The sequence below is a fragment of the Dyadobacter sp. 22481 genome (assembly GCF_052044875.1).
GTDB lineage: Bacteria > Bacteroidota > Bacteroidia > Cytophagales > Spirosomataceae > Dyadobacter > Dyadobacter endophyticus.
Genome location: NZ_JBQENV010000002.1, coordinates 1027460 through 1041204, shown reverse-complemented (window position 1 = coordinate 1041204; position 13745 = coordinate 1027460). Strand labels below are relative to the sequence as shown.

General features: G+C 50.6%; 12 protein-coding genes. 5 read left to right on the top strand and 7 right to left on the bottom strand.

Going from position 1 to position 13745, the window contains the following annotated elements:
• Positions 1 to 170: 170 nt before the first annotated feature.
• Together ACTJJJ_RS14380 and ACTJJJ_RS14375 are read left to right on the top strand one after the other, a co-directional pair.
• A complete protein-coding gene (locus ACTJJJ_RS14380) occupies positions 171 to 1541 on the top strand; it encodes a sigma-54-dependent transcriptional regulator (protein ID WP_188934024.1) in 1371 nt (456 codons plus the stop codon).
• 92 nt (positions 1542 to 1633) lie between these two features.
• Positions 1634 to 3580, top strand: coding sequence for a glycoside hydrolase family 127 protein (locus tag ACTJJJ_RS14375; protein WP_440702145.1), 1947 nt, complete (start codon positions 1634 to 1636; stop codon positions 3578 to 3580).
• 40 nt (positions 3581 to 3620) lie between these two features.
• On the opposite strand, the gene ACTJJJ_RS14370 is transcribed toward ACTJJJ_RS14375, so the two are convergent.
• Positions 3621 to 4538 (bottom strand): LEA type 2 family protein, encoded by a 918-nt coding sequence (locus ACTJJJ_RS14370; protein ID WP_440702144.1) that lies wholly within the window; start codon positions 4536 to 4538, stop codon positions 3621 to 3623.
• A 218-nt stretch (positions 4539 to 4756) separates the two neighbouring features.
• Between ACTJJJ_RS14370 and ACTJJJ_RS14365 the strand changes: the two genes are divergently transcribed.
• A complete protein-coding gene (locus tag ACTJJJ_RS14365; protein WP_188934031.1) occupies positions 4757 to 5299 on the top strand; it encodes a YciE/YciF ferroxidase family protein in 543 nt (180 codons plus the stop codon).
• A 74-nt stretch (positions 5300 to 5373) separates the two neighbouring features.
• Here ACTJJJ_RS14365 and ACTJJJ_RS14360 read toward each other — a convergent pair whose 3' ends face one another.
• The 6 genes from ACTJJJ_RS14360 to thiM form a co-directional block, all read right to left on the bottom strand.
• Complete coding sequence (locus ACTJJJ_RS14360) at positions 5374 to 5889, bottom strand: pyridoxamine 5'-phosphate oxidase family protein (RefSeq protein WP_188934033.1); 516 nt, start codon at positions 5887 to 5889, stop codon at positions 5374 to 5376.
• Positions 5890 to 6018: 129 nt separating this feature from the next.
• Positions 6019 to 8334, bottom strand: a complete 2316-nt coding sequence (locus tag ACTJJJ_RS14355; RefSeq protein ID WP_440702143.1) for a TonB-dependent receptor — start codon at positions 8332 to 8334, stop codon at positions 6019 to 6021.
• A 117-nt stretch (positions 8335 to 8451) separates the two neighbouring features.
• Positions 8452 to 9102: a thiaminase II gene (tenA, locus tag ACTJJJ_RS14350; RefSeq protein WP_440702142.1), complete on the bottom strand. Its 651-nt coding sequence runs from the start codon at positions 9100 to 9102 to the stop codon at positions 8452 to 8454.
• On the bottom strand, positions 9099 to 9920 hold the full coding sequence (gene thiD, locus ACTJJJ_RS14345) for a bifunctional hydroxymethylpyrimidine kinase/phosphomethylpyrimidine kinase (protein ID WP_426293069.1): 822 nt from the start codon (positions 9918 to 9920) through the stop codon (positions 9099 to 9101). Before thiD ends, tenA begins: the two co-directional genes overlap by 4 nt.
• Before the next feature lie 38 nt (positions 9921 to 9958).
• Complete coding sequence (thiE, locus tag ACTJJJ_RS14340; RefSeq protein ID WP_426293068.1) at positions 9959 to 10618, bottom strand: thiamine phosphate synthase; 660 nt, start codon at positions 10616 to 10618, stop codon at positions 9959 to 9961.
• Positions 10619 to 10672: 54 nt separating this feature from the next.
• The gene (thiM, locus tag ACTJJJ_RS14335; RefSeq protein WP_188934043.1) at positions 10673 to 11470 is read right to left on the bottom strand and encodes a hydroxyethylthiazole kinase; all 798 of its coding nucleotides are present in this window, start codon (positions 11468 to 11470) and stop codon (positions 10673 to 10675) included.
• A 185-nt stretch (positions 11471 to 11655) separates the two neighbouring features.
• Here thiM and hxpB point away from each other — a divergent pair, with 185 nt between their 5' ends.
• Complete coding sequence (hxpB, locus tag ACTJJJ_RS14330; protein WP_188934045.1) at positions 11656 to 12330, top strand: hexitol phosphatase HxpB; 675 nt, start codon at positions 11656 to 11658, stop codon at positions 12328 to 12330.
• A 54-nt stretch (positions 12331 to 12384) separates the two neighbouring features.
• On the top strand, positions 12385 to 13698 hold the full coding sequence (locus ACTJJJ_RS14325) for a sensor histidine kinase (RefSeq protein ID WP_229222707.1): 1314 nt from the start codon (positions 12385 to 12387) through the stop codon (positions 13696 to 13698).
• Positions 13699 to 13745 lie beyond the last annotated feature (47 nt).

Sequence of the window (13745 nt, the reverse complement as noted above, 5' to 3'; positions counted from 1 at the left end):
TTTGTTCGGGCGCGGACAAGCCGCTTCTGCGGCGTTTTTAAGGTAAAATAGTTACATTTTAGCTTGTTAGGAAATAATATTTGAAATTGCGTCCTTATCTTGACAAACAATTGCGTTAAGACCTTATCCGGCAGCATCAACCCGCCTGCGCACCACAAGAAAGAACAGCCATGCTACTATCAGAAGCCAAGATCCTGATTATCGACGACGATGTTGACGTGCTCAGTGCCGCCAAACTTTTACTGAAACGGCACGCCAAAGCGGTCGACATTGAAAAGAATCCCCAAAAACTGCCATTCCTAGTCACCAACGGCGATTATAACCTGATCCTGCTCGACATGAACTTCACCCGCGACGTCAACAGCGGCCGTGAAGGCTTCCATTGGCTCGACCGTATCCTGGATATTAATCCTACCGCGAAGGTGATCATGATCACCGCTTACGGCGACATCGAAATGGCAATCCGCGCTATCAAGGCCGGCGCCATCGACTTTGTGCTGAAACCCTGGGAAAACGACAAATTGCTCGCCACGATCAGCACTGCGCTGGAAGGCGGCAAGGACAAGATTTTGCCTGTCGCGGAAGAGAAATCGAAAGACGATAACAAAAAGAACAACAAGGCCGCACCGGACGCCATCGTAGCGACCAGCGAGAGCATGCGCCAGGTATTACTTACTGCCGAACGTGTGGCGGCAACCGACGCCAATGTACTCATATTAGGAGAAAACGGTACCGGCAAAACGCAACTCGCCAAGCATGTTCACCAGCATTCAAAACGCGCGGATAAGCCATTCGTAGCCGTCGACCTGGGGGCTATCAGTGAGACGCTGTTTGAAAGCGAGTTGTTTGGTCACGTAAAAGGCGCATTTACGGACGCAAAGGAAGACCGTGCCGGCAGGTTTGAAGAAGCGAAAGGCGGCACCATTTTCCTCGACGAGATCGGCAACCTAACTTTGCCATTGCAGGCCAAGCTGCTCACGGTCATTCAGGAACGCAAGGTGACGCGCGTCGGCTCCAACAAGCCTATTGCACTGGACGTGCGCCTGATGTGCGCTACCAATATGAATATCGAGAAGATGGTAACCGACAAGACATTCCGCCAGGACCTTCTCTACCGGGTCAATACCATCGAACTCGAATTACCCCCTTTACGCGACAGGCCGGAGGACATCAGCGCATTGGCCGATTATTATCTCAAACTATACGCCAAAAAGTATAACCGTCCCGTTAACGACATCAGCAATGCACTGGTGAAGAAAATGCAGCAGTACAACTGGCCGGGCAACATCCGTGAACTACAACATGCCGTAGAGCGTGCGGTGATCCTTTCGCAGGAAAAAACCTTGCAACCTGATGACCTTTTCCTCAAAAGTTCAGCCGGGCAACCTGCTACCGCCACCGGGTTCGACCTCGAAGACATGGAAAAAACAATGATCATCAAAGCCCTGAAGCGTTTCAACGGAAACATCACTGACGCGGCCCGTGAGCTGGGCCTCAGCCGCGCAGCGCTTTACCGACGTATGGAGAAATACGGTCTCTAACCCTTCCGGACGGCTCGGAAGTACAAACTTGGCATATTTTTTGGGTCAAAATAAATATAAAAGCTCAACTGCGTTCCAACTTTGTACTTCCGATGACCAAATCGCTTCCGATATTTATACTCGTTTTTTTCTCCCATTTCCTATTTGCGCAAACCGGCGGCATCAAACCCGTACCGTTGAAAAACGTCAAAACCACCAACGGTTTCTGGCACGATCGCGTTGAGCTTGCGCGTGGGGTGACCATTCCGCACGCATTGCACCAATGCGAAGAATCGGGGCGTTTCGACAACTTTGCCATCGCCGGCGGGTTGAAGAAAGGGCAGTTCAAAGGTGCCCGTTTCGATGATTCTGATGTATTTAAAGTCGTGGAAGGCGCTTCCTATGTGCTTCAAAATCAATATGATCCTAAACTAGATCATTACCTCGACTCCCTGATCACACTCTTCGCCGCTGCACAGGAGCCGGATGGTTATCTTTACACGATCAGAACCATCAACAAAGACACTACGGGCTCTTACGACTGGATCGCCGGACCTTACCGCTATTCGTTCGAAAACGGCAGCCATGAATTGTATAATGTGGGGCATCTGTACGAGGCCGCTGTGGCGCATTATGAAGCTACGGGCAAAAAAACATTGCTCAATGTAGCCATCAAGAATGCCGACCATTTGGTTAAAACCATTGGCCCTAAACCCGGACAAATGGTGGTGGTACCGGGCCATGAGGAAACCGAACTCGCATTGATCCGCCTTTACCGCGTCACCGGCAAGCAGGAATACCTCGCTCTTTCGAAATTCTTTATCGATATGCGCGGCCGCTCCGACAAGCGCACGCTCTTCCTCGACGAGCACAAACTCGGCCCGGCCTACTTCCAGGACCAGGTACCTTTCGTACGCCAGCGCGAGGCAGTAGGGCACGCGGTACGCGCGCAATACCTGTATACGGGCGTAGCCGACCTGCTAAGCCTGCAACCCGACCCGAAAAACGACGCAGCCCTGCGCGCGATCTGGGACGATGCGACATTTAAAAAGCAATACCTGACCGGTGGAATGGGTGCCCGGGAGGACGGCGAAGCATTTGATAAACCCTACGTCTTGCCCAACGATAATGCCTACGCCGAAACCTGCGCCGCCATTGCGAACATGCTCTGGAATCACAAAATGTACCTGCTCACCGGCGAGGCGAAATATATGGATGTCTTCGAACGGGTACTTTACAATGGTTTTCTGGGAGGAATGGGCGTGAAAGGCAATACATTCTTTTATGTAAACCCGATGTCTTCCAATGGCGTGAACGATTTCAACAAAGGCTCCGGCGCGGTGCGGCACGAGTGGTTCGGTACCGCCTGCTGTCCCACCAATGTCTCGCGCTTCCTCCCTTCCATGCCCGCATACATGTACGCGACGCAAGGTAATACATTAGTAATCAACCTTTTTGGCGACACAAAAGCGAATATTCAACTTCCGAACACGGCGGTTCAAATTACGCAACAGACGCAATACCCATGGCAGGGAAATATCCACATTGCCGTCGATCCTGAGAAAAGCAGCGCATTCCCGTTGCACATCCGCATTCCAGGCTGGGCAACAGGCCAGGCTATGCCGGGCGACTTGTATAGTTATGAAGATAAGCTGGCAAAACCGGCTGGCCTGACTATCAATGGTAAAAAAGCAGAAGCTGCCATTGAAAACGGTTATTTAAAATTGAATCGCACCTGGAAAAAAGGCGATGTGATCGAACTGGTACTGGATATGCCTGTGCGCAAAGTGGTGGCCAACGACAAGCTGAAAAGCAACCAAGGTAAGGTCGCCATCGAGCGCGGGCCGGTGCTTTACTGCGCGGAAGGGCACGATAATGGCGGCAAGGCGCTCGCTATTAAAATATCCGGCACACAGGAATTTATACCCTCGTATCAGAAGGAAATGCTGGGCGGTCTGAATGTACTTAAATCCAAAGAGCAGAACATCACTTTGATCCCCTACTACGCCTGGGCCAACCGCGGCGCGAATGAAATGACGATTTGGTTTGATAAGCAATAGGGGCTTATCTGACGGCAGACGGCCGTCGGCGTTCCACAGGCTACCTCTTTTTCATATTCTTTTGGAACGCCTCAATGTCTTTCAGTTCCCCGTCCAAAACCAGATTGAGTTCGCTGCCATCGAGCACTTCACTTTCCGATTTGAGCTTGCTTTTGAAATAGAACGTAAACGGCAAATCTTTCCCCTTCCCGATCATCTGCCCCGCCGCTTTGAGCACTTTGCCCAAACTAACTGAAAGCGGGATTTCATAAATCTCCCTGCTTTTGGCTTTTACTTTGGTAATACCGGTCGCCTTTCCCTCAGCAAATCTTTTTTGTTTACCCAAATCCATTACATAAACCGGATTCTGAAACTCGAGGGCAAATGAATTGAGATTTGCTACTTCTATTTTCACGACAATATCCGTTTCCTTCAAACCCAGCTTCTTGACATCGTAACCAGCCATTTTTACTTTTGGCAACCGGTATAGCGGCAGCCGCTTATCCATATTCAGGACGAGTGAATCTTTGCCTAAAAACGATTTCTCAAAGTGTAGGATGGTCTTAAAATGATAATCGGCACTGTCCTGGCCCTTGGCGGCGCTCCCGTCACCTTCTGCAAGCACGTTATAAATTTTCACTTTGGCTGGCAATGTGAGCAATGAGCTGTCAGCCGCCTTCACTTCAAGCGGCTTGTCATAATGGTCCTCGACGATCGTCTTGCCATTCATTTTAACGACATAATTGATATTTTTCAAATGCATACCCACCGGTAGCGGGTTATATACAAGTGTTTTAAGCTCTATTTTAACGGTACTGTCTGTAACGTCGCTAATGTGTGCGATGCTCATCTCCACGTGTGGTTTGAGCCCGGTAACAGCATCGGGCTTGCTCTTTTTGAAAAAGTACCATATGCCCAGGCCGACACCGGCGAGCAATAGCATGATGATGATCGATTTAACCGGTTTTCGTTTGGTCATGGTGTCAGTTGATTGATATGCCCGCTGTTCAAAAAGCATTCCTACATTTTTCACACTCCCGCCACACGTATATGGGTAGGAATCTCTTCAAGCTCCGGCCCGGCATTCGTTGCCGAGCCGATTATCGCTTTGGTATGGAATTTTACAAGGAGTGCGTCAATCGGATGGCACTTGCCATTCACTTTCAACAAAACCACGACCATTAAAACTTCATGATCATGAAAGCGACAAAAAGTAAAACAAGTCCCAAGAAAATTACTGAATCGGATAGCACTAAGCTGAAAGAATTATTTGTAGATGGCCTTAAAGACATTTATTGGGCTGAAAAGAACCTGGCTAAGGCACTCACGAAAATGGCCAAAAATACGACTTCCGAAGAGCTGAAAGCCGCATTCGAACAACATACCACCGAAACCGAAGAACATGCAGCACGTGTGGAAGAAATCTTCGGGCTTATCGGCGAAAAAGCGCAGGCCAAAAAATGCGCTGCTATGGAAGGGCTGATCGAAGAAGCGAACGAAATCCTGAGCAGCACCGACAAAGGCACGATGGTACGCGACTGCGGGCTGATCATGGCCGCTCAAAAAGTAGAGCATTACGAAATGGCATCTTACGGCACATTGCGCAATATTGCGCGCACGCTGGGCCACAACGACGTGGCCGATATGCTGCAACTGACGCTTGACCAGGAAGGAGAAACCGACCACAAGCTTACCGAACTGGCAGAGGCCTATGTGAACGAGGAAGCAAGTGTGGAGTAAGGCTTCTGCCTTTTATAAAGCAGAGAGGCGATCGGGAAACCCGACCGCCTCTTTTGCATTCAATATATATACATCTACACCAGATTCAACTTGCCATGATCCCCGCCGTCAGGCGTGCTGCCCGTGATCACCGCTTTGAGCATCGAGAAGAATACGACCATTTTGGAAGAAGTACTATCCCAATATGCAGCTTCTTGTGTGGTAACCCTCAGAACCGCCAGATCGGGGTCATCCTTTCCACCGGGGAACCAGGCTTTCGACATCAGGTTCCATAGTTCATCCTTGCGGCGCTCACTCTCCACGATCGACGCCGTACCCGACACGCTCAGGTAAGTATTGCTTTTCGGGTCTGAGTAAATCAATGTCACCTGATCCCCGCGGCGGGCATTTCCTTGCGGGACATCTTTCACGAGCTCGGCGTGGCGGCTCGTAAAGAACCAGATATTGCCTTCCGCGTCGATGTCCAGCGTCGTCATCGGCCGCGACACGATCCGCCCGTCTTCGTAGGTCGTGTACATGCAGAACCGGATGTCTTCCGCCAGCGATTTCAGTTTCTTAGTGGCCTGATTATCTTCAAAATCCTTTTCCATAACCTTAGTTTTTAGATCTGTTGCTATTTTGGTTTCATCCGGTTCCATAAAACAACTGTTCCAAAGACTCGCTGCATCGTCCGCATGCTTGCGGGTAATTTATCATACCGGAACCCGCCCACCAGTGCCTTAAAACTCCAAACGATAATTCAGTATCGGCAGCATTCCTGTTTGGGTAATCAGCTTCACACGATCCTCTTTCTTATTGTAATAGCGATCGAATGCGTTAAGCCGGTTGGTCACATTCTGAATGTCGAGCGAAATAGTCGAGGTTGTGCGCTTTTTGTTTTTGGTATAACTCACACGCAGGTCGGTACGGAAATAAGCAGGCAATTGTTCAGCATAGCTTTTAGACCAATCCCTTTCCGTGCGGCCCTTTTCTCTTGATTTTTCCAGATCGATCGGCGTGGTACGATTCCCACCGGCTGCCAGAAGCTTGATATTCGCTGCAAAAATGTTGGTTTTGCTCTTACCTACACGCCATTCCTTACCCGCAAGGAAGTTCTGCACATATTTGCCGTTAAATCGGCTATCACGCTCGATTCCGTCGCGACCGGTATATTTGGATTGGTATATTGAAGTCGTGCTCATCAGGTAAATGCCCGCGGTGAGCGATTTCTCAACGGTAAGCTCTAAACCGTAACTGCGCCCCTTACCATCGCTCGTCAATGAATCGCTTACAAAACCGCTGATCTCGTTCAACTGCGAATTGTGCAGCAAATAGGGCGTTGTCGTGTTCGCCGGGCCGATGGGAATGTTATAATGGTGCTGATAATAGGTCTCTGCGAGAACCCGCCAGCTCGCCGACGGCCTGAACTCGTAACCCGCCACCAAATGTGCTGATTTCGTCAGTTTCAGGTTTTTGTTCAGTAAATCGGTTTTGCCGTCTGGCACTTTCACTTGTGCAAAGTAGGTAGAGATCGCCTCTGTTTTGCTGTGCAGCCCCGCCCCGAAACTCACGGTCGAACGCGGTGCCAGCGCCCATCTCACTCCGACGCGAGGTTCGATCGAATACCGGTTGTTCAATGCCAGCAGCATACCATGCAAACCGGCGTTTACGGTAACGGTAGGTGTTAAACGCGACTTCCATTGCGCATAGGCCTGAAACAGCTGGGTATTGCCCTTCCGGTCGACATTAATTTCATAAGGGCCGTCTTCATTATCCTTATCATACAGGTTGAAATCCAGGTGATTGATGATCACGCCGAGCCGCACCGTGTTACGCGCATTGAGTTTGTAATTATATAATGAAGAGATCCTAAGTGCCTGGTTTACAAACTTCTGCTGATACGTCGCATCGATATTTTTGTCATAGAAATCCCCCGTCTGGCTCGTCGCCGAGTAGGAAACGACACTTTCCATGTAGGATTTGCTGTTGATATAGCGGAGATAATTCACGCCAACCATCCCGCGATTCGACTTGAATTTTTCTTTAAAATCGTCATCGTCAACCTTCGACGTGCTGATTCCGCCCATTCCCCAAACGCTCACTACCACTTTGTCGTCGTAAGGGATATATACCTTGAAAGCGCCATCCTGAAAATCAATCGAAGCATCGCCATTAAGATTAACCCCGATCTTATTAAGAACGGAAAGAGTAGAATAGCGGTAATTGGCCAGATAAGAAGCACCGCCCTTCGCGCCAATGGGGCCTTCGGCGGCAAAATCGAGCCCGAGAATACCTGCCTGCATTGCGTATTCACGTTTTTCATTGTTCCCTTTCCTGAGTTTGAGGTCAAAAACACCGGATGTTGCATTACCGTATTCTGCCGGAAAGGCGCCGGTAAGAAAATCGGAATTACCGAGCACATTGGCGCTCAACGCACTGATCCCCCCGCCGCTTGCGCCTTCCTGCGCAAAGTGGTTCGGATTTGGGATTTCGACGCCTTCCATGCGCCACAACATTCCTTTCGGGCTATTTCCCCTGATAATAAGTTGGTTACTACCATCGTCGGTCGCCGCCACGCCCGCAAACGACATGGCCATCCGCGCCGGGTCGTTCACAGAAGCAGCAAAACGCTTCGTCTGGTCCACCGTAAATGAGCGGCCACTCACGCTTACCATATCGTTCAAAGGCGCTCCATTCTCTTTCTGCGCTTTCACAACCACCTCATTCAAAGACCGAAAGGATTCTGTCAGCTTGACATTCAATTCCACTTCCTTGCCTGACCCCACATTGATTTCCTGTACGAATGCATCGTCATAACCAATGCTCGTTATTTTGAACGAATGGCGGCCGACGGGTACCTTTTCGATGCGAAAATTCCCTTCGGTATCGGTTACACCGCCAAGAATGGGCGTCACGGAAGTTATGATCACATTAGCCCCGATCACAGGTTGCTGTGATTCGGTATCGACGACGCGCCCTTTGACGGTCTGGGCAGGCTGGGCAAAGGCCAGGGCGCTCACGGCCCCGGCCATTAAGGTCAAGATAAATTTTTTCATGGCTGGTTGTTTTGTAATTCTGACAACTCAGCCGGGCGGTACCCTAAAAGTTATTGCAAAAATTTTTGAACGGGGGAGTTTCAGATCGTCACCCATCCATGGTCTATCGAAACTACCTCAAATCGCCCATTGCTCCAACCGATAGGCGCTATCCCAGAACACATATTCCAGCCGCGACGCAGTAACATAAGCCTCCATCATTCTGGCTCGCGTCGTTTCGGAAGCGTTGTCGGCGAGGTGGTCGTAAATAGCCAGTGCCTTCTGCACCGAATGAGCGAAATCTTCGCCAGCGTAAGCATCAATCCAGTTTTGGTAGGGATTTGGAGTGGTTTGGTTGGCGTAAATGTAGTCGCCGATTTGTTTGTAAATCCAAAAGCAGGGAAGCAATGCGGCGACCATCACTTCGTATGATTCGAATGCGCTCATTGCCATCAGGTAATTGGTATAGGCGAAACAGCCCGGGGCTTTGCCCGACTGGTAGTCGATGAAATATTCTTTGAAATACCCCAAATGCAAGGCCCGCTCTACCAGAATGGCATTTTGAGCAAAATGGAGAAAATCCAGCAGCTCGTGGCTGTTACCGGCCTTTGTACCTGCTACCGCCAGCGCCCGTGCAAAATCCGCGAGGTAAAGGGAGTCCTGGTAAATGTAAAATTTAAATTTTTCGAGCGGTAATGTGCCTTCCCTCAGCTCCTGATTAAAAGGATGCAGTTGTATTTTTTCAAAGACCGGTAGCGCTTCCGCCCAGAGCAGGTCGGTAAATTTCATGAAACGATTTGCATTGAAAGTGGTGAAAATGAATGGTTCAGCGGGCCGGGGCCATGCCCTGTAACGACGTCCTTGCCCTCCCTGATGGCGCCAGCAATATATTCCTTCGCAAAAATGATCGATTCCGCCAGCGAATTGCCCCTGGCCAGGTAGGTAGCAATGGCCGATGACAACGTGCAGCCCGTGCCATGTACGTTCCGGCTTTCGATATAATCCGATTCCAGGATCAGCGGCTCCTGCCCTCTTTGTGCGAGTACGTCGTAGATGGTCGGCGCTACAAGGTGACCGCCTTTGAGCAGCACCGCCTTGCACCCTTTTTCGACCATTTGAATGGCCGCTTCCTTCATGGTTGCCGGGGTTCGGATCCGGCCGCCGATCAGTATTTCGGCTTCGTCCAGGTTAGGCGTAATAAGGTCTGCGCGGGGGAAAAGCTCCTCCCAAAGTACGGCTACCGTTTCGTCCTGAATGAGCTTAGATCCACTGGTAGAAACCATTACCGGATCAAAAACAACAAAACGAGGCCTGAAACGGTCTAGCACATGCGCGATCACGTGTGCTACTTCCACGGTATTGATCATGCCGATTTTAACGGCGTCGACCGTAATATCTTCAAAAACAGCTTCCAACTGTTCTTGCAAAAACGCCGGTGGAACAGGGTGAATGGCCCGCACGCCCTGGGTATTCTGGGCCGTGAGCGCCGTAATGGCCGACATTCCGTATGCACCGAGTGCGGCAATCGTTTTCAGATCGGCCTGGATGCCCGCGCCCCCTCCGCTGTCGGATCCGGCGATGGTAAGTACAGTTGGGTAACGATTCATATGGAATGTTTTTGATGGTCAGGAATTGTTAGATGTAGTCAGGAGTTCTTTGTAGCCGGCCACAATATCGACTCCTGAACAATTGTTTTAAGCTCCCGGGCAGCCTCTCGGGGCGATGGCGCGCTGCAAATGGCCGATACTACCGCAATGCCGTTCGCGCCGTTCAGTACGGCCTCGCCGGCATTGCCCGGATGAAGCCCGCCGATCACCACCAACGGATGTCGGCTCTGCTGCCGCGCCCATTGCAGCCCGTCGAGTTCCCAGGGCTTTTCGGTGTCGGTTTTGGTAGGCGTATTAAAAAGCGGGCTCACGGCGAGGTACGACAGGTTCCAATGCTCCGCTTCGAGCACGTCGGATTGCTTTTCCGCCGATAATCCAATGATTTTGCCTTCTCCAAGCAACCGATGGGCCATTTGAAAAGGCATATCGCTCTGTCCGATATGCACGCCGTCCGCATCCGCAGCCAATGCTACGTCCACTCTATCGTTAATGATCAACGGGACATTATAAGTTTCCAAAAGGCTTTTCAAGCGTCTCGCGCGATCGATAAATGCCCGGGTAGAAAGCGATTTTTCCCGCAATTGCACCATCGTAACGCCGCCCTTTACCGCCTCTTCCACAACCCAGAAAAAGTCTCGGCCAAGGCATGCGGCCTCGTCGGTCACCAAATACAGTTCGAGATTTGGATTAATATTCATTTCAAAACACAGTTAATCAATTCAAAAATGCCGTCAGGCTTGTAACAACAATACCTATTCAATCCTGATTTTACTTAACTCTGCCAAATGCGCCGGGCTGATGGCCGCTAGGGTATCCAGAAACGCAATCTGGAACGAACCCGGCAACTTCGCATTCCGGTAGGCCAACTCTCCGCAGACGCCCATCGTCGCAGCCGCCGACACCGCCGCATCAAACGGATCATTGCAAATTGCCGCAAATGCGCCGGCAATGGCGGAGGCTGAGCAACCCATACCCGTCACTTTGGTCATCAATGGCACTCCATTCGAAACCCAGCCGGTGCGTGCGCCATGCACGATCACGTCCACTGCGCCGCTCACGCTCACAACCGAGCCGAAGCGCGCGCTCAATGCCTGTGCGGCACCAATGCTATCGACGGAATCGGTAGTACTATCGACACCCTTCGTGCGAACGTTTGCGCCAGCTAATGCAAGGATCTCAGAGCCATTCCCCCGGATAATCGTGGGCGGGGCAGTTTCCAGCAACTCGGTAAGCACGTTATTGCGGTAAGGCGTCGCACCTGCGCCCACCGGGTCCAGGATAATGGGTTTGCCCAGTTCGGCAGCCTTTCTCATCGCCAGCTTCATCCCTTCGACCCAATGTGTGGAAAGTGTGCCAATGTTAATCACCAGGGCTCCGGCAATCGCCACCATGTCCTCTACTTCCTCCACGGCGTGCGCCATCACAGGCGACGCCCCCACTGCAAGCAATGCGTTGGCGGTGAAGTTCATCACAACGAAATTGGTAATATTATGCACCAGCGGAGCCGTAGCATGCAGTTTTTCCAGGTTTGCTTCTAATTGAATGACCATCGTTGCTGTTTTTGGGGAGTAAAGGAGGAAAGGGAGGAAGGAGGAAAGGGAAAAAAGAAATGCAGCACTTCCTTCCCCTCCTCCCTTTCCTCCCCTTCATCCCTTTTCTCCCTCCACTCCTTCTTCATCACCGACGAATGTAGTAGTTTTGGGTGGTTATCAAAAATTCCCACACTCACCTGATCATGATCAAAGCAGCAATTTTCGACATGGACGGCCTGCTCATAGACTCCGAACCGATGTGGACGGAAGCAGCGCGTTCTGCCATGCAAAAAGTAAATTTTGAAATCACCGACGCACTTCGTCTTCAAAGTACCGGCCTATCCATCAAGCTATTTCTCGATTTTTGTCACAAAATACAGCCATGGAACACACCTTCTTTCGAAGAGCTTGAAATGGAAATACTGGAAAAGGCCCATCACGACATTCTGGCCAATGCCGAAGCCATGCCAGGCGCTATTACATTGATTAAGGAATTGAAAAACCAGGGTCTGAAACTGGCGGTCGCCTCGGCCTCGCACATGGAACTCATCGAGGGCGTATTAAAAAGACTGGAAATTATTGACTATTTTGACACCTGGCATTCCGGTGAGCTGGAAGAACATACCAAGCCGCACCCGGCCGTGTACCTTACTACCGCTAAAAAACTCGGGGTTTTGCCCGAAGAATGCATCGCTTTTGAAGACTCACACGCAGGCCTGCGTTCGGCACACGCGGCGGGCATGGTCACGATCTCGGTACCTGCGGCTGAAGTTTTTGAAGATAAAAAGTTTAATATGGCACATTACAAGATTCCTTCGCTCGAAAAATACATCCTGAGCGAGATGTCCGGTGTGCCGCAAAGTGTGATCGAAAACTAAACCTCGACCCTATCCCGCTTTCCCCGCATGATCGGACTCCGGCATTTCAGTATTATGATTATGATCAGGATAGCAGTGATTGTCCTGAGTGTCGTTGCCCTTGCCTGGCTCGCGTCCAAGCACACCAACGAAACGCTGGTGTACATTCTCGGCACCATATTTATATTCATACAGGGATCGCTGCTGTACCAGTACGTCACGAATGTCAATCGCAAGCTGACCTATTTTCTGGAATCGGTAAGGTATTCGGACTTTACCATCAACTTCCGCTCGGACAATAAGATGGGCCGGACGTTCAAAGAACTTAACCAGCAGTTCAACGAGGTTTTGCTGGCATTCAGGCAGGCGCGCGCGGAGAAGGAAGCGAATTTGCAATACCTTAATACCATCGTCCAACATATCGGGACTGGCCTTATCACCTTCGACGCCAACGGGCAGGTAAATCTGATCAACAACGCGGCGCTGCGTATGCTGGGTATTTACCGGCTTCATCAACTGGCCGAGCTCAAAGACAAGCACCCGCGTCTCTACGAACTCATTTCGGACCTTGATACCGGCGTACGCGAGCTTTACCGTACGCCCAACGACCAGCCGCTTGCATTGCAGGCAGCCGCCATCCAGCTGCGTGGAATGTGGGTTAAAATTGTGGTTTTGCAAAACATTCAGACCGAGTTGCAGCAACAGGAGGTGGAATCGTGGCAAAACCTTACCCGCGTGCTGCGGCATGAGATCATGAATTCCATGACGCCCATCGTATCCCTTGTGGGCACTATGCGCCTGATCGTGAACGAAGATATCGAACGCTCGACGAGCGACCAGGAGGCGGTAAATGATTTAAAAGAAGCATTATCGACACTCGAAAAGCGCAGCAAAGGCATGATGCAATTTGTAAATGCCTACCGTGACTTTACGACATTACCCAAGCCGGTATTCGCCAACCTGGGCGTAGCAGAGCTGTTGCAGGAAGTTTTACAATTGCTTCAAACCGACCTGACACAATCCGGTGTGATTTGGAAACTGTCTGTAAAACCCGAATTATTGACCGTAAAAGCCGATGCCAGCCAGATTCAGCAGGTATTGATCAACCTTATCAAGAACGCCTCAGAGGCATTTTCGCACCAAACCGAACGGCTCATCACGCTCTCGGCCTACCAGGTTGATGGTACCGTCATAATCGAAGTTGCAGACAATGGAGACGGCATCGAGCCCGAGGCTTTGGAGAACATTTTCATCCCTTTCTACACCACCAAAAAAACAGGCTCAGGCATTGGATTAAGCCTCTCCCGCCAGATTTTACAGCAGCATAACGGCCAGCTCAACGTCGAATCACAGGTGGGAAAAGGAACGGTGTTTACGTTGGAATTTTAGTAGTGCGACGGCTACCGTCGGCGGTCCGAAACGCCCCGTTACAACCA